Annotated in this window: 12 protein-coding genes; 5 read left to right on the top strand and 7 right to left on the bottom strand. The window is 61.7% G+C overall.

Annotated elements, in window-relative coordinates; translation table 11 throughout:
* Positions 1–30: 30 nt before the first annotated feature.
* Together B9A15_RS09365 and polA are read right to left on the bottom strand one after the other, a co-directional pair.
* Positions 31–1,296, bottom strand: coding sequence for a PAS domain-containing protein (locus B9A15_RS09365; RefSeq protein ID WP_084409786.1), 1,266 nt, complete (start codon positions 1,294–1,296; stop codon positions 31–33).
* A gap of 237 nt (positions 1,297–1,533) precedes the next feature.
* A complete protein-coding gene (gene polA, locus B9A15_RS09360; RefSeq protein ID WP_084409785.1) occupies positions 1,534–4,452 on the bottom strand; it encodes a DNA polymerase I in 2,919 nt (972 codons plus the stop codon).
* Between the two features lie 705 nt (positions 4,453–5,157).
* On the opposite strand from polA, the gene B9A15_RS09355 reads away from it, so the two are divergent.
* Positions 5,158–6,345 (top strand): GGDEF domain-containing protein, encoded by a 1,188-nt coding sequence (locus tag B9A15_RS09355; protein WP_170923225.1) that lies wholly within the window; start codon positions 5,158–5,160, stop codon positions 6,343–6,345.
* Between the two features lie 259 nt (positions 6,346–6,604).
* Here B9A15_RS09355 and B9A15_RS09350 read toward each other — a convergent pair whose 3' ends face one another.
* The 4 genes from B9A15_RS09350 to B9A15_RS09335 all read right to left on the bottom strand — a co-directional run bounded on the left by B9A15_RS09350 (position 6,605) and on the right by B9A15_RS09335 (position 11,673).
* Positions 6,605–7,597: an MBL fold metallo-hydrolase gene (locus B9A15_RS09350; protein WP_084409783.1), complete on the bottom strand. Its 993-nt coding sequence runs from the start codon at positions 7,595–7,597 to the stop codon at positions 6,605–6,607.
* Positions 7,598–7,786: 189 nt separating this feature from the next.
* Positions 7,787–9,457 (bottom strand): putative bifunctional diguanylate cyclase/phosphodiesterase, encoded by a 1,671-nt coding sequence (locus B9A15_RS09345; RefSeq protein ID WP_084409782.1) that lies wholly within the window; start codon positions 9,455–9,457, stop codon positions 7,787–7,789.
* A gap of 665 nt (positions 9,458–10,122) precedes the next feature.
* On the bottom strand, positions 10,123–10,953 hold the full coding sequence (locus B9A15_RS09340; RefSeq protein ID WP_084409781.1) for a class II glutamine amidotransferase: 831 nt from the start codon (positions 10,951–10,953) through the stop codon (positions 10,123–10,125).
* A gap of 3 nt (positions 10,954–10,956) precedes the next feature.
* Positions 10,957–11,673 (bottom strand): aspartate/glutamate racemase family protein, encoded by a 717-nt coding sequence (locus tag B9A15_RS09335; protein WP_084409780.1) that lies wholly within the window; start codon positions 11,671–11,673, stop codon positions 10,957–10,959.
* 173 nt (positions 11,674–11,846) lie between these two features.
* Between B9A15_RS09335 and B9A15_RS09330 the strand changes: the two genes are divergently transcribed.
* Positions 11,847–12,308: an Lrp/AsnC family transcriptional regulator gene (locus B9A15_RS09330; protein WP_084409779.1), complete on the top strand. Its 462-nt coding sequence runs from the start codon at positions 11,847–11,849 to the stop codon at positions 12,306–12,308.
* 4 nt (positions 12,309–12,312) lie between these two features.
* Here the strand turns inward: B9A15_RS09330 and B9A15_RS09325 are convergent, their stop codons facing one another.
* Complete coding sequence (locus tag B9A15_RS09325; protein WP_084409778.1) at positions 12,313–13,530, bottom strand: ROK family transcriptional regulator; 1,218 nt, start codon at positions 13,528–13,530, stop codon at positions 12,313–12,315.
* 239 nt (positions 13,531–13,769) lie between these two features.
* Here B9A15_RS09325 and B9A15_RS09320 point away from each other — a divergent pair, with 239 nt between their 5' ends.
* From B9A15_RS09320 to B9A15_RS09310, 3 genes are all read left to right on the top strand, one after another.
* A complete protein-coding gene (locus tag B9A15_RS09320; protein WP_084409777.1) occupies positions 13,770–14,798 on the top strand; it encodes a sugar ABC transporter substrate-binding protein in 1,029 nt (342 codons plus the stop codon).
* Positions 14,799–15,015: 217 nt separating this feature from the next.
* On the top strand, positions 15,016–16,086 hold the full coding sequence (locus B9A15_RS09315; RefSeq protein ID WP_084409776.1) for an ABC transporter permease: 1,071 nt from the start codon (positions 15,016–15,018) through the stop codon (positions 16,084–16,086).
* A complete protein-coding gene (locus B9A15_RS09310) occupies positions 16,062–16,871 on the top strand; it encodes an ATP-binding cassette domain-containing protein (protein WP_084409775.1) in 810 nt (269 codons plus the stop codon). The genes B9A15_RS09315 and B9A15_RS09310 overlap by 25 nt, the downstream gene beginning before the upstream one ends.
* Positions 16,872–16,975 lie beyond the last annotated feature (104 nt).

The following is a 16,975-nucleotide window of genomic DNA, read 5'->3' as shown; positions in this document are numbered from 1 at the left end:
TTAACCGAACGAGACCTATCGCCGCAGGTCTCACGTTTCGGGGGGAATGTCGACCGTCACCGTCGTCCCGACCGTGTCGGAATTCACGTCGAGCCGGGCGTCGAGTCCGCGCACCAGCGAGACCGTGATGCGGCCGCCGAGACCGCCCTCCTGGGTGCGGGCACGCTGACGCCGGAGCGCCTGTTCGCCGGCCTCGGTCACGACGCTGCCGGTCTCGTCCCCCTTGGCTTCGCTGCGCCCCATGCCCATCGAGTCGGCGATTTGCCGCGCTTCGTTGCCGCTTGGCGCCCTGGCCTGTTCCAGCGCATCGGCCTTGACCTGGCGGACCGTTTCCTCGTCCACGGCGCTTGGCTCAGGTCGATTGCCATAGGGCCATTTGGCATTCTTGGGCAGGCCGACGCCGTCATCGGTCACGGTCAGCCGGATGACCCCGGAGGAAAGGGTCTTCAGCCGCGCTTCCACCAGGCCTTCTTCGCGCCCCTCGAAGGCATGCTTTAGCGCATTGGTGAGAAGCTCGGAAAACAGGAGGCCGATGCGAGCGGCTCGGTCGACCTTCACCTCGATGGCGTCGCAATCCACATTGATGCGGATCGAGCGGCGGCCTTCCAAATGACCGATCGTCGCGGCGACGCGGCTGATATAGGCGCCGAGCGGCACACGCTCGGAGCGCGAGGACGCCACGCCTGCCTCGGTCATTTCCTGATAAAGCAGCTGCAGGCTTTCGATGCGGCGGGCAAGCGCCGAAAAACTCTCTTCGGTCGACTTGGAACGCGCCTGCATGCGGATCATGCCGACGATCATCGACAGGTGGTTCTTCACCCGGTGCTGAATTTCGCCGAGCACGGCATCGATGGGCGCATTCTCCCCTTGCGCCTGCACATTTTCCGCATTGGCGCCCTCGCTCATGTCGCGCTGGACACCCAGAAAGCATTGCAGGCGGTTCTCGCCGTCATAAAGCGGCGTGATCATCAGACGGTTGAGAAATTTCGTCCCGTCGGCGCGATAGTTGAGGATATCGATCGAGACATCCTTCTCCTCGCGCAAAGCCTCGCCGATCAGCCGCGAATGGTTGGGATCGGTATCGTCGCCTTGAAGGAAGCGGCAATTGCGGCCGATCGCGGCGGCCGCTGAGTAACCGGTGATCTGCTCGAAAGCCCGATTGGCGTAGATGATCGGATTGTCATCAATGTAAGGGTTGGTGAGAACCAGTGCGAGCGGCAGCTTGGCAAGGGCCGCCGTGCTCATGCCCTCCGGCATCGCGAAGGTCGGCTCTCCCCCGTCTTCCCGCTGATCCATTCTTCACCTCAGTTCGTTTGCGCATCCCGAAAGCCGCCATCCTCGACCGAGAGGCAGATCGGCTTCTTCGTGTCGGGAAACCTTCAGACGCGAGAGATGCGGCTGTCAAAGCGCATTTCAAGTCGTTGGTCAGCAAAACTCTCGTCTTGGCAAAGAGTTGCGCGACGCCAGCCGAGCCGACCGACCCATCGGCGGCGACCGGCTCGGCCGGAAAATCTCCCCAGTGAGGAGAAGGGCTTAATGCGCCTCCTCCCAATTCGTCGCCGCCGCCGCTTCCACCACCAGCGGCACCGAAATCTCAACTCTCGGGCCCGCAGCGGCCTCCATCACGTTTTTGACAACGGTGATGGTCTCGTCCACTTCGGCCTCCTCGACCTCGAAGACGAGTTCGTCATGGACTTGGAGCAGCATTCGGGCCGAGAGTTTGGCCTTGGCCAAGGCCGGCTCCATGCGAATCATCGCCCGGCGGATGATATCGGCCGCCGTCCCCTGGATCGGCGCGTTGATCGCCGCGCGCTCGTTGAAGGCGCGCACCTGCGGATTTTTCGCGCCGATATCCGGGTAATGGGCCCGGCGCCCGAACAGCGTCTCTACATAGCCGTGCTTTTTGGCATAGGCCTTGGTCTCGTCCATGTAATCGCGAATGCCGGGAAAGCGCTCGAAATAGCGGCGGATGTAAAGGCCGGCCTCTTCGCGCGGGATGGCGAGCTGATTGGCGAGGCCGAAAGCCGAGATGCCGTAGATGATGCCGAAATTGATCGCCTTGGCGCGTCGGCGCACGGACGGGTCCATGCCCTCGACGGGGACGCCGAACATTTCCGAGGCGGTCATGGCGTGGATGTCGATCCCGTCGCGAAAGGCGTCCTTCAGCTGGGGGATGTCGGCGATATGAGCCAGGATCCGCAATTCGATCTGGCTGTAATCGGCCGAGACGAGCTTCTTGCCCTTCGGCGCGACGAAGGCGGTGCGGATCGCCCGGCCCTCTTCCGTGCGCACGGGAATGTTCTGAAGGTTCGGCTCCGAGGAGGACAGACGCCCGGTCGTCGTCGAGGCCATGGAAAAGGAGGTGTGGATGCGCCCTGCCTCGTCCATGTGATTGGGCAGGGCGTCGGTATAGGTGCCCTTCAGCTTGGTCAGCTGGCGCCATTCGACGATCCGCGAGGGGAGTTCATGCCCCTCGGCCGCCAGATCCTCCAGCACCTTCACATCGGTCGACCACTGGCCGGTCTTGGTCTTCTTGCCGCCCGGCAGGCCGAGCTTGCCGAAGAGGATTTCGCCCAGCTGTTTAGGGCTGCCCGGATTGAAGGTCTCGCCCGCCATGTCCGCGATCTCGGCTTCGAGACCCGCCTGTTTTTGGGCAAAGCGGCCGGACAACCGCGACAGAATCTGTCGGTCGACCATGATGCCGCGCTCTTCCATCCGCGCCAGCACCGGCACTAAGGGACGCTCCAGCCGCTCATACACATGGGCGAGGCCTTCCGCCGTGAGACGCGATTTCAAGACCCGCCAGAGCCTCAGCGTGACGTCGGCGTCCTCGGCGGCATATTCGGTGACCTTATCGATCTCGACGGCCGCGATCGGCTTGGCATTGCGGCCGGTTCCGCAAAGCTCCTTGTAGCTGATCGGCTTGTGGCCGAGAAAGCGTTCGGACAATTCGTCCATGCCATGGCCGGCCAGCGAATTCGACGCATCGAGCGCATAGGAGATGAGCATCGTATCGTCGATCGGCGCCATCTCGACGCCATGGCGCAGCATGACGAGAAGATCATATTTGACATTCTGGCCGATCTTCAGGATCGCCGGGTCTTCCAGGATGGGCTTCAGGATATCGAGTGCCTCGCCGAGCGGCACCTGCCCCCCCAGCGTCTCGGCCTCATCTGGCCCGGAGAGAAGATCGGCATCCGCCGCCACATGAGCGAGAGGCAGATAGGCGGCCCGGCCCGGGCGGGTTGCAAAGGAGACGCCGACGAGCTCCCCCTTATAGGCCGAAAGCTCGCTCGTCTCCGTGTCGAAAGCGAGGATGCCGGCCTCGCGCGCCTCGTCCATCCAGGCGCGGAGCGTCTTGGCATCGCGGATCGTCTCATAGGCGGAGCGGTCGATCACCTCGCCTGTCGCCGCCTCCCGGCGCCTTTCGGCGAGCCCCTGCGGCGTTGCGGCAAAGAGCGTGTCGCCGGAGGCCGGCGCGTTTGCGGCCACAGGATCGAGATCGGGACCGCGCGGCGCGCCTTCGACCGAGAGGCTCGCGCGTTCCACCTCGCTTGCATCCGTCTCGAGAGCGGCGGCGACGCGCCGGGTGAGCGTCGTGAACTCCATCGCCTTCAAGAAGGCAACGAGCTTCTCACCATCCGGCTCGTGAATGAAGAGATCGTCCAGCGGTGTGTCGAGCGGCGTCTCGCAATCGAGCGTCACCAGCTTCTTCGACAGGCGCGCCTGATCGGCGAATTCGATGAGATTTTCCCGGCGCTTGGTCTGCTTGATCTCGGAGGCGCGCTCTAAAAGCGCTTCCAGCGTGCCATATTCGTCGAGAAGTTGGGCGGCGGTCTTCGGGCCGATGCCGGGCACGCCCGGCACATTGTCCGAGGTGTCGCCGACCAGCGCCTGAAGATCGATCATCTTCTCGGGATAGACGCCGAATTTCTCCTTCACCTCTTCGGGCCCGAGGCGCTTGTCTTTCATCTGGTCGTAAAGAATGACGCGCTCGCCGACGAGCTGCATCAGATCCTTGTCCGAGGAGACGATCGTCACGTCGCCGCCGGCCGCCACCGCCTGTGTCGTATAGGTGGCGATGAGGTCGTCGGCCTCATATCCCTCCTTCTCGATACAAGGCAGATCGAATGCGCGAACGGCATCGCGGATCAGCGAAAATTGCGGCACGAGATCTTTGGGCGGCGCTTCGCGATTGGCCTTGTATTGGTCGTAGAGCGCATTGCGGAAGGTGGTCGAGGAATAGTCGAAGATCACCGCGAAATGGGTGGGGGCAACACCCACTTCGGTCGAGCGTGCATCCTCGATGAGCTTCCACAGCATATTGCAGAAGCCCGACACCGCGCCCACCGGCAATCCGTCCGACTTGCGAGTGAGCGGCGGCAGCGCGTGATAGGCGCGAAAGATATAGGCCGAGCCATCGACCAGGAAGAGATGATCACCCTTTTGCATGGGTCGAAGAGGTAGCTTGGCGGGCGGAGAGAGTCCATCGGGGACGGGCACCTATCTCGGCGCGCCGGAACATGCGTCAGGCGGATGCCGACAGTGATGGCCGGAACACCGATTGGGGCCACGGTGGCGGAGAAGTGTGACCCGCCCATATCGCAGAGCGGTGAAGTCTGCCGTGCAAGACAAACCGCGCCTCAGGATCGGTTTAAGTAGAGTATTGTCCGCCAGACTCGCCATTTTATAATGTAATATTATAAAAATCATAGGCAAGCCCGCTTATTCACGAATACGATCGTTAAGAAAATTACGATAGCGTTGCCTCGGTACATTCAGATTGGACCGGACTGACCGTGCAATTGAGCAAATTGACGACTTCCCAGCGGAAGAAAGTCCTCGCATTCGCGCGGTAGATTATGTGTATTCTTCTAGATCTAGTCCGCTATGCAACAATGGGGTCCAATATTTTACGTGATAACGGCCTGATTCACTTAGGAAACCGTCGCGATTTATCGCCGAATTTATTTGCGACTTTCTGTCCTTTTTCCTTTCTCGATTTCATAGCAACCTTTGCGGGGGTCTCAAATGACGACGATCGACGCCTTTTTGCCGACAGCGACGAAGCATCTCGTCCCGCCCGCCGCAAAACAGAAGCAGCGCCTTTACGGGTTCACCGTCGAGACCGCCCTCGAATATCTCGAAGCAGAAGGGTTGTGGAACGAGATCGAGGAGCCGACTGGGCAGCGGGGCGGGATGCTGAAATATTCGGGACGGGTCGCCGCCATTTGCCGCTCCGTCGCATGGCCTGAAAATCAGCAAATCGCCAAACACTGGCTGGTGTGCGCCCTAATCATCATGTTGCTGGCCATCCCGTTCGACTGGATCGCGTTTCCGCATGCGCTTGCAGCCATCGTCCTGGGGCACGGCCCCGTGACACTCGCGGCGTTCATCTTGGCGTATCGGGCGTGGCGGGATGAACGATCCGAACTGGCTCAGGGCATCTTCAGCTGTCTCTTCAGCGTCGCCGTGATGATTGCGGCAGCGCTGACCGGCCGCGAAGTCGGAGGCGTCAATTTCGAACGTTTCATCGTCCTCGCTTATCTCGCCATGGCGACAGGCTTGGCCCTCCTCCCACTGAACACGCTTTGGAGGTGGATGAACGCTGCGGCACTCAATGTCAGCCTCATCATATGTCAGTTCTTCAACCCGGTGATGGATGGCACCGCCGGTTGGCTATTCAGTCTCTATTTCAGCGCGTTCCTGCTCGCTTGCGTCGTCACACGCTACCTCTTCGAATATCGACAGATCGAGATGACCATCCTGCGTTTGAAGGAGGCCCAGAACACACAGACTATGAAGCGGATGGCGCTGACCGACGCCTTGACCGGCCTGCCAAATCGCAAGGCCATGATGGGTGATATGGCGAGACTCCTGGATGAAGCGCAGTCCGGCTCGCTCCTGTCGGTCGCCATGGTCGACATCGACGACTTCAAACGGCTGAACGACACGCTGGGGCACACGGTCGGTGACGAAGCGCTGAAATCCATCGGCTCGGTCTTCATGGAGTGCGCGAAGGCAAGCGGTGCCATCTGCGGGCGGATCGGCGGGGAAGAGTTCCTGCTTCTCTTCCCCGACACGGACGCCGACGCGGCAACTCGTGCGCTGGAGGAGGCCATGCGGCATCTGGATCGACTGAACATTCCCAATCCCGGTTCACGGGTCGCAGACCGGGTCACGCTAAGTGTCGGCCTCGTGACGGCGACCTTTGGCGATGGGTCGGAGCATCATGCGGACCAGTTGATGCGGGTGGCGGACATCGCGCTCTATGAGTCCAAGAATGCCGGACGCAATCGGATCACATTCATGGACCCCTCCACCGTCGAATCGGAACTGGCCTGACCGCGTCGAGCGAAGTTGCCGCCGTCTTTGGTTTCCCTGCGCCATCTTGTGAACGATTATCGGGTTTGCAGAGTTCGAAGGTGAGACCAATTTTCCCGACACTTCGTCATCCTCGCAGGCGAAGAGTGCGGGATCCCATGCCATCACCATCAAAGCGGCATGCGGGCCGAGGATGACGACGGGTCTCAACACTTCGACCAATCGTCAGCCGTTTCCATCTGACGCGGGGGGATAAGAGCACCAGTGCCGTCGTGGCAGCTCACGCAATAGCTGCGGGAATGTCCCAGGCCTCGCCGGCCAGGAGCGGGCGAAAGCGCTCGCTCGCGACACCGTGGCGCTCCAGAGCCTCAGTGAGATGGCGGCTGGGCTCGTCGATCGCCTCGTTCGTCAGCTGAAACGTCGCCCAGTGGTGGCCGATGGCATAGGATGCGCCGGCTTCCAGCATGCCCCGGACCGCTTCGTCCGGGTTCTGATGCTGGCCCTTCATGAACCAGCGCGGCTCATAGGCGCCGATCGGCAGGATGGCGAGACGGAAGCCGCCATGCTTCTGCCGCGCGGAGCGATAGTTGATACCGTCATGGTAGCCCGTATCGCCGATATGGTAGACTCGCCCGGCGGCCGTCTGGACAACGAAACCCGCCCACAACGCCATACGCCGGTCGAACATACCGCGCGCCGACCAGTGATGCGCCGGCTCGATATGGACGAGCCCTTTCGGTAGCTCGATCCGCTCGCCCCAATCGCCGACCGCCAGCCGCATGTCGGGCACGCTGTCCCTGACGATCGCGTCATTGCCGAGCGGTGTGACGACCAGCGGGTCATGGGCGGCCTTCAGCTTTTTGAGCGTTTCGACATCGAGATGGTCGTAATGATTATGGGAGAGAAGCACGAGATCGATGGGCGGCAGGCTGTCAAAAGCAATGCCGGGCGCGCGAACCCGCTTCGGCCCGGCAAAAGAGACGGGGGACACGCGCTCGGACCAAACCGGATCGGTCAGGATGTTGAGCCCTGCAGCCTGGACCAGCATCGTCGCATGGCCGACCATGGTGACACGTAGATCGTCGACCCTTTCATCCGGCAGTGCTAGGCCCGCTTCGTTCTGCACTTCGTCGGGCCATACGGCGCTGTGTTCGCCGAACTTCCAGCGCAAGAGGTCGAACGCATTGCCCGGCATTTCGCCGTTCGGATTGAAGAAGCGCGTCCCGTCGAAATGATCGCTGACGGGGCCTTCATAATAGCGATTTCCGGCCATGACCTGTCTCGCCCCAAACCCGCTCAACGCCGCAACACCGCCCAGGCCGAGCAGTTGAAGAAATCGACGTCTGCGCATGACGCCCTGGCCCTCGCACCGCTTCGAAACATAAGGCTCGAAACTATTGCAGGCGCCTTCATGCGCAAGAGGCCGGGCGATGACGGTTTCGTTCCGTTCGTGCTGGAGCAGTCACCCGGCGATCAAAGGCAGCTTTTTCAGCCCCTCGCGCAGATTCGACTGGCCTTTAAGAAAAGCGTCGACCTCCGTTTCGCGCATGGGCTTGGAATAGAAATAGCCCTGGATGAGATGGCAACCAATCCCCTGGAGAATATCGAGCTGTTCGCGGGTCTCGACGCCCTCGACGACGCAGGAGAGCGAGAGATCGCGCGACAGGGCGCTCACCGAGCTGACGATCTTCCGGCTGGCCTCGCTGTCGGCGAGATCGCGGATGAAGCTTCCATCCACCTTGATCTTGTCGAGCGGCAATTTCTGAATCTGGCTGAGCGAGGAATAGCCGGTGCCGAAATCGTCGAGAGAAATGCGCACGCCGGCCTCCTTCAGTCGATGGATGTTGGCCAGAGCCTCCTCAATATTCATCATCAGCGCGGTCTCGGTCACCTCGAACTCGACGCGGCTCGGCGACACGCCGCTGCGCATCAAGATTCCGATCAAAGCGAGCACCTTTTCGGCGGCGACGATGTCGTGGCCGGACAGGTTGAAGGAGATGCCCACTTCTTCGGGCCACTGCTTGATGGCCTCCAACGCCTTTTTCAGAAGCACCGGCGTCAAGGTGGAGATGAAACCGGACTGCTCGGCGGCGACGATGAAGCGGCCTGGCGAAACCAGTCCGAGAACAGGGCTCTGCCAGCGAGCCAGACATTCGAGGAGAAGCGTTCTGTCTTCGTTGGAATCGACGATCGGCTGGAACGTCAGGAAGAACTCGGCTTCCAGATCGGCCTCGCGCATGGTGCGCTCCAGAAGCGCGGCCTCGCGCACGTCGCGCTCATGCTCGTCGCTGAAGACCATGGTCTTCATGCGACCGGTGCGCTTGGCGTTGAAAAGCGCATAGTCGGCCCGGTCATAGATCTCCATGACGCTGTCGGCCTTTTCGGGGAATGTGGCAAAACCGACCGAACAGCCAATCAGGAGGCGCATCTCATTGATATGGATTGGCAGATTGACTGCTTCGATCAGCTCGTCGCCGACCTTTTGCAGGCCATCGCGATCCAGCCCGCTCGTCACGATAAAGGCGAATTCGTCGCCGCCGAGACGATAGACCTCTCCATGATTCGCCAGAATGCTCTCCAGGCGGCGGGCCATCGCATGGAGCAGCCGATCGCCGATCACATGGCCATGGCTGTCATTGACGCTCTTAAAGCCGTCGAGATCGATGATGCCGAAGGAGACGGACCCACCCTCTTCACGGGCCTTCGTCAAAGCCTGTTCGAGATCGCGAAAGCAGCGGCGCCGATTGCCGATATCGGTCAGCATATCGGTGTTCGCGATGCGATAATTCTCTTCGCTGAGGACACTGATCTCGGCACTCTTGGCTTCGACCGCCAAACGCGAAGTCACAAGCTTGGCGAAGTCACGATAATGCCTGAAAGCCACATAGCAAAGACCGGCAACACCGCCACCGAGAAGAACGACAAGAGCGAATATTCCCCCTTGCGACCGCTCGGCGATCAAAAGCATACCCGCGACGCAGGTGCAGGCGGCGATGATCGACGCCGTGCGCAGATGCAGAAGACCGAACAGGAGGAAAACCATCTGCCCGCCCATGCACAAGGCCAGAAGAAGCAAGGCTTCGGGGTTCGACCATTGCGAAAGCCAGACCTGCCACGCCACAATCGCCGACATCCCAATGACGAGTTCGATTCCGACGATACGCAGCGTTCGACGACAAACCTCCGGAGGAGGAACATCCCGACGTTTGCGATGAAGCAACGTGAACCAGAAAACCCCCTTCGGTAGCAGAAACAACGGTATGAAGAGAGCCCAACTCCACCATGGCGCGAGGCCGGCATGTACAAAGCCGATTGAGATGACGACTGCGCATAGCGCCAGGAACAAGGCCGGGCAAATATTGGCGAGGGCCTGAAAACGAGCTTGCTCGAGAGATTGGATCGGACTTGCGCTGGCGGTCACGGATTTCGGTCCTTGGCTATGAACTGAAATCGAACCTGCGCGTCAGAAGTTGACGGTTGATGACCATCGATTGAAACGTCTAGCAAAAGGTCAATAAAGCCTGAAGCCGTTTCATAACATTCGAAATGATTCTTTTGGTCATCCTGAGCCTCTTTCGTCGGAAATGTCAGCTCAGATCGAGATACGATAAGTCAGGATCGCTAATTCTTCGTAACCCCTTGTTTTTCAGCATGAGGCGATCGAGACAATCAGGCAACGGTCCCCCATTATGCGCCAACGGACTCGCGCGACATCGAGCGTCGTCGCTCTGAGTCAGGCTGCTTTCCTTGAAGCTCAGCCACCCTTCAATAAGGTGGCCCTCGCGTTGTCCGTCACCTTTACGCCGCCGATCGCGTGGCCTCGCTTGCGATCCCCGAAACCGTTTCGCAGGGGTTTTGGCTGGCCGGATCGAAGCGCGACGCGATCATACTGCTGGAGTCCAGCCTGACGAACGAATTCGGCGCGAGCGGCGTCCAGAGGGAGGCGTCGAGCGAACAGGGCTCGGAGCTGAAGGCGATGCCGCCCTCCAAGGCGCGCCAGTAGAGCGTTGGCGGGCGCGCATCACTCGACCAACGAAAGGCATGAGTGGTCTCGCCGTCCATCAGAACGGCACTGAAACGCAAGGGATCGGCAATGCCCATATCGGTCATCGCCGAAAGGCAGAGGCGGAGCGCCCGATCGATCGCCCAGACGGGATCGGTCTCCAGCCCCTGGCCGGCAGCGATCAGAAAGATCGCCTCGCTGTCACCCGTGCCGTGCCGATGGCCATAGAATTCGTCGGGAATCAGCGAATCGATGCGCCGGCGCAGGCGATCATAGCCACCGATTTGGCCGTTATGCATGAAGAGATGACGGCCAAGGGCGAAGGGATGGCAATTGGCCCGGGAGACCTCGCCGGCCGTCGCCGAGCGGACATGGGCCATGAAGGCGCCCGAGCGGATCTGATGGCAGAGCCCGGCGAGATTGGCGTCCGACCAAGCGGGCAGCGTGTCCCGATAAAGACCCGGCCGCTCTCGCTCGCCATACCAGCCAAGGCCGCAGCCATCGCCATTCACCACGGTCTTCGCCTCGCGCGCAGCCATGGACTGGCTGACGAGCGAAGCCTCCGGCTCGATCAGGAGCGTATCGAGCCAGACAGGCTCACCGGAATAGGCGAAGAGGCGACACATGGTTCAGGCGGCCTTGTCCATGGCATGGTCTGAAAGGGCGAAGCGCACGGCGGCTTCAGCGTGGATCGCGGTCGAATCATAGCCTGGCAGACAAAGCTTGTCCGGATCGATCAGCAGCGAGATTTCCGTGCAGCCGAGGATAACCGAATCGACCCCGCGCTGGCGCGCCGCCTCAATGATGGCGAGATAGCGCCGGCGCGAGGCTTCGCGAATCTCGCCCTGGCAGAGTTCGCCGAAAATGATGCCGTGAACCGCCGCGCGGTCGTCTTCCGCTTCCGGCACCACGACCTCGAGCCCATGGGCCGCCATGCGCTCGGCGTAAAAGCCATGCTCCATGGTGTAACGCGTCGCCAGGAGAAGCGGCCTCCGGCGACCGTCGGCTTTCAGGGCGGCGGCCGTCTCGTCGACGATGTGGATCAGCGGCACCCGCGCCAACCGCGCCACCTCATCGGCGACGAGATGCATGGTGTTTGTACAGATGAGAACGCAGTCGGCGCCTGCTCGGGCGAGCCCTGCGCCGGCCGCGCCCAGAAGCGCACCGGCCTCATCCCAGCGATCGGCCTTCTGCAACTCCACGACCTTCGAGAAATTCAGCGAATGAAGGAGGATGTCGGCCGAAGCGAGACCGCCTCGTGACCGGCGCACGGCCCGGTTGATCATCGTGTAATAGGTTGCTGTCGATTCCCAGCTCATCCCGCCGATCAACCCAATCCGTCGCATCGCTCTCATCTCCATTGTCCGCGATCTTGCTGGAGAAAAGCTTGCCACGAACCCGGCGCCGATGGCGCGCATTGTTGCGGGCATCATGGGAGCTTGACGCAACGGGCTTGCGCAAGTCGTGCCAAACGCGCATCTGGCTTGCATACGGCAGAGGGAGAGGTCATGGTCGCCCGATGATCGACGATAGAGACCGCCGCCTGCTTGCGCTCCTGCAAAAGGATGCCGAGACGCCCTTGAACGTCCTTGCCGAAAAGCTCGCGCTCTCGCCATCGGCCTGTTCGCGCCGCCTCGCACGGCTGAAAGCGGATGGCTATGTGACGCGTACCATGGCGGTGCTGTCGCGCGAGAAGATCAATCTGCCGACGACGGTCTATCTTCTGGTCAAGACCAGCCGGCATTCGGAAGACTGGCTCCAGCGGTTTCATGCCGCCGTCAGTTCGATCCCAGAGATCCTCGAAGTTCACCGCCTGACCGGCAATTATGATTACATTCTGAAGCTCGCGCTACCGAACGTCGAATATTACGACACGATCTACAAAGCGATCATCCGGCAGGTCGAATTGTCGGATATGTCGGCGCATATTTCGATGGAAACGGTGAAACTCTCCACTGCGCTTCCGGTTGGGCATATCTGAACGATCAGGACGCCCGCTCGGCATAGGGCGCGCGCTGATCCATCAGAAAACGCGCGAAGAAGGGCAGGCTCGCAGCGCCGAGGGCGCGCGCGTCCATGCCGACGCTTCCCGCCTCGATGCGGATCGGGAAGAGCCCTTGCTGGTCGAGCCCGCGATAAATGTCCCGTGTCGCCTCCACGAGCCTTTCCAGCACGGGTCGCGGAAAACCGCCATCGATCACCGCCGCCGCCAGATCATTGACCGCATGAGCGGAAAGGATCGCATAGGCAAGGCCATAGGCAGCCGTCTCGATCCAAAGGTCGAGGATGGGGCCAAGGGCGTCCCAGGCCGCGTCGTCGCGCCAGATCATCAGGGGATCGCCCCCTTCCGACTTAATCATCTTTTCCAGAACATGGATCGAGGCGAAATTGATCAGTTGCGCCGAGCCGCCCTGCCTGCGCGGGATCGGTAGCGAGCCGAGCGCACCGGCATTGCCGCGCCGGCCGAGCATCAGATCCCCGGACAAAACGATGCCGCCGCCCGCGAACGCCCCGACGAAGAAATAGACGAAGTCACTAGCGCCCCCTGTACCGAAGACGTTTTCGGCCGCACAGGCCGCCGAGGCGTCATTTGCCAGATGCACCGACAGGCCGGTCATCGCCTCCAATTCGGCCGTCACGTCGAAATCGCGCCAGCCTGCCATGTCGCCGGCCGGCGCTCCGATCTCCTCGGCCCAGGACCAGAGTTCGAACGGCATCGCGACCCCGAGGCCGGTGACCCGCCCGCGCAATTTGGCGTCGAGGCCATTGACGAGCGATTCGAAGGCGACACTGACGAAGTCGCGAATATCCTCCACCATCGGATAGGCATAGGTGCGCCGCTCGCTCGCCCGGATGCGGCCGATGAAATCCATCAGGACGAGCTCGCTGGAGCGCCGCCCGATCTTGAGGCCGAGCGATAAGGCGCCATCGGGATTGAGACGCATGGGAACCGAGGGCTGGCCGACCCGGCCGCGCCGCGGCTTTTCGCGAATCACCAGCTCTTCCGCCTCGAGCGCGCGCATGATGACCGAGGCCGTCTGTGCCGACAGGCCGGTGCGGCGGGCGATATCGGCCTTGGCGAGTTCTCCGTATCGGCGGATTAGCGACAGAACGGCCCGCTCGTTATGGGCCCGAAGCCCGGACTGGTTGGATCCACGGGCGCGGCTGTCCACGAGATGCCCGTTCGTGCCCGATTGCTCCATCCCAATCTCCCCCTTTGTTTCATCACGTTTAGCAGTCTATTCTTACACTGGCTCACGAGCGAGGATCGCATCACGCATGCGATCGCAAGTCCACTCGGCAATATATAACTTCTCCTGATTTATTTAAGTTGACAAGGGGGCGCCGCCATGTTTGGTTCGGTCTACCGGACACAGGGAGGTGGCCGGAGGTTTGCTGCCACCACCCGCCGTGCCGCAGCTATTCTAGGGAGGCTTTATTCATGAAACTTCGTACGCTTCTGTCGTCCGCCGCCGCTCTCGTTCTGGCCGGCTACGCCCTGCCCGCCGCCGCACAGGACGGTCCGGTCAAGGCGTGCCTGATCACAAAGACGGACATCAATCCGTTCTTCGTGAAGATGAAGGAAGGCGCGACGGCCAAAGCGCAGGAACTCGGCGTCGAGCTGTCGACCTATGCCGGCAAGGTCGATGGCGACCACGAAACGCAGGTTCAGGCCGTCGAAAGCTGCATCGCGGCCGGCGCCAAGGGCATTCTGATCACCGCGTCGGACACCAAGGCGATCACCGACGTTCTCGGCCAGGCGCGTGACAAAGGCATGCTCGTCATCGCCCTCGACACCCCGCTCGAGCCGATCGATGCGGCGGACGCGACCTTTGCAACCGACAACTTCAAGGCCGGCCAGCTGATCGGACAGTGGGCGAAGGCCAAGATGGGCGCCGATGCCGAGAACGCCAAGATTGCGCTTCTCGACCTTTCACCGGCTGCCCCGTCCGTCGACGTCCTGCGCGACCAGGGCTTCCTCGATGGCTTCGGCATCGACATCAAGGACAAGAACACGATCGGCGACGAAGACGATCCGCGCATCGTTGGCCATGACGTGACCTCGGGCAACGAGGAAGGCGGCCGCACCGCGATGGAGAGCCTTCTGCAACGCGATCCGGGCATCAATCTGGTCTATACGATCAACGAGCCGGCCGCGGCTGGCGCCTATGAGGCCCTGCAGTCCTTCGGCCTCGCCGATCAGGCGATCATCGTTTCGGTCGACGGCGGGTGCCCCGGCGTCAAGAACGTCCAGGAGGGCGTCATCGGCGCAACCTCGCAGCAATATCCGCTGGACATGGCGGCCCAGGGCGTCGAGGCGATCGCGCAATTTGCCAAGGACGGCACGGTTCCCCAGCCTTCCGAGGGCCTCGACTTCGTCAATACCGGCGTGAATCTCGTCACGGACCAGCCGCAGGAAGGCGTCCCCTCGATTTCCGTCGAGGAAGGCCTGGATCGCTGCTGGGGCTGAGGCCTTGCGACCACGCGCAAGAAGGGGCTCGCGAGAAGCGAGCCCCGACCTTCGGCGAGCCCCTGACGGATCGGCTTCGAAAGGCTCACGCCAATTCAGCGGGCGCCCGCTTCGCCCGGTTTTCTCCACGCATCGATGACGCGCGTCCAGAGCGGCTCATCCGGCCCGATTAGGCCGGCGCCGCAGCGGGACCCTGACCCTTCCGGAGCATGACGCCATGAGTCAGACCAGCGGCAAGGGATCGGACTACGAGTCCTCCCTGAAGGACAGCGACAGCAGCGTCGCCGTCTTCACGCAAAAGGCGAAGAGCCCGCTCGGCTTCGCCCAGCATTTCCTGCACGGCAATCCGACCATGGTGCCGGTGATCGTGCTGCTATTATCAATCATCGTCTTCGGCATCATCTCGCCGAATTTCTTTTCGCCCTTCAACCTGTCGCTGATCATGCAGCAGGTGGCGATCGTCGGCATTCTCGCCGCCGCCCAGAGCCTCGTCATCCTGACCGCCGGCATCGATCTCTCAGTCGCCGCCGTCATGGTCATGATCTCGGTGATCATGGGCCGCCTGTCGGTCGAGTTCGGGCTTCCCGTTCCGATCGCCATCGGGTTCGGTCTCGTCTGCGGCTGCGCCACCGGCTTCCTCAACGGCCTCTTGGTCACAAAGGTGAAGCTGCCACCGTTCATCACGACGCTCGGTACCTGGAACATCTTCCTGGCGCTGAACTACTATCTGTCGGGCCGTGAGACGATCCGCTCCCAGACGCTGGATGCCGAGGCGCCGCTCCTGAAACTGTTCGGCGAGCGCTTCAATCTGGGCGGCGCGGTGCTGACCTGGGGCGTCGTGTTGATGATCGTCATCTTCTTCGCCCTCTGGTTCGTCCTCAATCGGACGGCCTTCGGACGCCACGTCTATGCGATCGGCGACGACAAGGAGGCGGCGGAGCTGTCCGGCATCCGCACCGACCGCACCCTTGTCGGGGTCTATATGCTCTCCGGCTTCATTGTCGCCATCGCGGCCTGGGCCTCGATCGGGCGCGTCGGATCGATCTCGCCCACCTCCTTCTTCGAGGCCAATCTGGAATCGATCACCGCCGTGGTGATCGGCGGCATCTCGCTCTTCGGCGGTCGCGGTTCGATCCTCGGTCCTCTGATCGGAGCGATCATCGTCGGCGTCTTCAATTCGGGCCTCCGGCTCGCGGGCGTCGACGTCCTCTGGCAGCTCTTCGCGACGGGCTGGCTGATCATTATCGCGGTCGCGATCGACCAATGGATCAGAAAGATTTCGGCATGAGCGCGCGTCCCACCCCCGTTCTTTCCGCCCGCAATCTCGTCAAGCGCTATGGCCGGGTCACGGCCATCAACGAGGCGGATTTCGACCTTTATCCCGGCGAGATCCTCGCCGTGATCGGCGACAATGGCGCCGGCAAGTCCTCGCTGATCAAAGCCGTGTCCGGGGCTGTCGTCCCGGATGAGGGCGAGGTGAAGCTGAATGGCGAGCCGATCCGCTTCAACTCGCCCATCGAGGCACGCGAGGCCGGCATCGAGACCGTCTATCAGCAGCTTGCCCTTTCGCCCGCCCTGTCGATCGCCGACAACATGTTCCTCGGTCGGGAAATCCGGAAAAAGGGCTTTCTCGGCAAATATCTGAGAATGCTCGACCGGCCGGCGATGGAAAAGATCGCCCGTGAGAAGCTCTCCGAGCTTGGCCTGATGACGATCCAGAACATCAGCCAGGCGGTGGAGACCCTGTCCGGCGGTCAGCGCCAGGGCGTCGCCGTGGCGCGCGCCGCAGCCTTCGGCTCCAAGGTGATCATCCTGGACGAGCCGACCGCCGCGCTCGGCGTCAAGGAGAGCCGGAAGGTACTTGAACTCATCCAGGACGTGCGCTCACGCGGCATGCCGATCGTCCTGATTTCGCATAATATGCCGCATGTTTTCGAGGTGGCGGATCGGATCCACATCCATCGCCTCGGCCGTCGTCTCTGCGTCATCGACCCGAAAAAGGCCTCGATGAACGACGCGGTTGCCCTGATGACCGGTGCCAAGCAGCCGGACCCGGCGCTCGAAGCCGCGTGAGGACAAGAACCGGGCAGCCTCGCCGCTGAACCTTCGGGCAGAAGCGAGGCCGCACCGTTTGCGCCCATTGTCGGAATACGGAGAAACCGATCGGCTCGTCGCAT

The sequence above is a fragment of the Fulvimarina manganoxydans genome (assembly GCF_900176465.1).
GTDB classification, from domain to species: domain Bacteria; phylum Pseudomonadota; class Alphaproteobacteria; order Rhizobiales; family Rhizobiaceae; genus Fulvimarina; species Fulvimarina manganoxydans.
The sequence above is the reverse complement of the archived record's forward strand: the minus strand, read 5'-3'. Positions and strand labels throughout refer to the sequence as shown.

What these genes read in the sequence shown, in the direction of transcription:
- polA (WP_084409785.1), bottom strand. Translation starts at nt 4,452, where the DNA reads ATGCAAAAGGGTGATCATCTCTTCCTGGTCGATGGCTCGGCCTATATC.
- B9A15_RS09315 (WP_084409776.1), top strand. Translation starts at nt 15,016, where the DNA reads ATGAGTCAGACCAGCGGCAAGGGATCGGACTACGAGTCCTCCCTGAAG.
- B9A15_RS09330 (WP_084409779.1), top strand. Translation starts at nt 11,847, where the DNA reads ATGATCGACGATAGAGACCGCCGCCTGCTTGCGCTCCTGCAAAAGGAT.
- B9A15_RS09310 (WP_084409775.1), top strand. Translation starts at nt 16,062, where the DNA reads ATGGATCAGAAAGATTTCGGCATGAGCGCGCGTCCCACCCCCGTTCTT.
- B9A15_RS09320 (WP_084409777.1), top strand. Translation starts at nt 13,770, where the DNA reads ATGAAACTTCGTACGCTTCTGTCGTCCGCCGCCGCTCTCGTTCTGGCC.
- B9A15_RS09340 (WP_084409781.1), bottom strand. Translation starts at nt 10,953, where the DNA reads ATGTGTCGCCTCTTCGCCTATTCCGGTGAGCCTGTCTGGCTCGATACG.
- B9A15_RS09335 (WP_084409780.1), bottom strand. Translation starts at nt 11,673, where the DNA reads ATGCGACGGATTGGGTTGATCGGCGGGATGAGCTGGGAATCGACAGCA.
- B9A15_RS09325 (WP_084409778.1), bottom strand. Translation starts at nt 13,530, where the DNA reads ATGGAGCAATCGGGCACGAACGGGCATCTCGTGGACAGCCGCGCCCGT.
- B9A15_RS09345 (WP_084409782.1), bottom strand. Translation starts at nt 9,457, where the DNA reads ATGTCGGCGATTGTGGCGTGGCAGGTCTGGCTTTCGCAATGGTCGAAC.
- B9A15_RS09365 (WP_084409786.1), bottom strand. Translation starts at nt 1,296, where the DNA reads ATGGATCAGCGGGAAGACGGGGGAGAGCCGACCTTCGCGATGCCGGAG.
- B9A15_RS09350 (WP_084409783.1), bottom strand. Translation starts at nt 7,597, where the DNA reads ATGGCCGGAAATCGCTATTATGAAGGCCCCGTCAGCGATCATTTCGAC.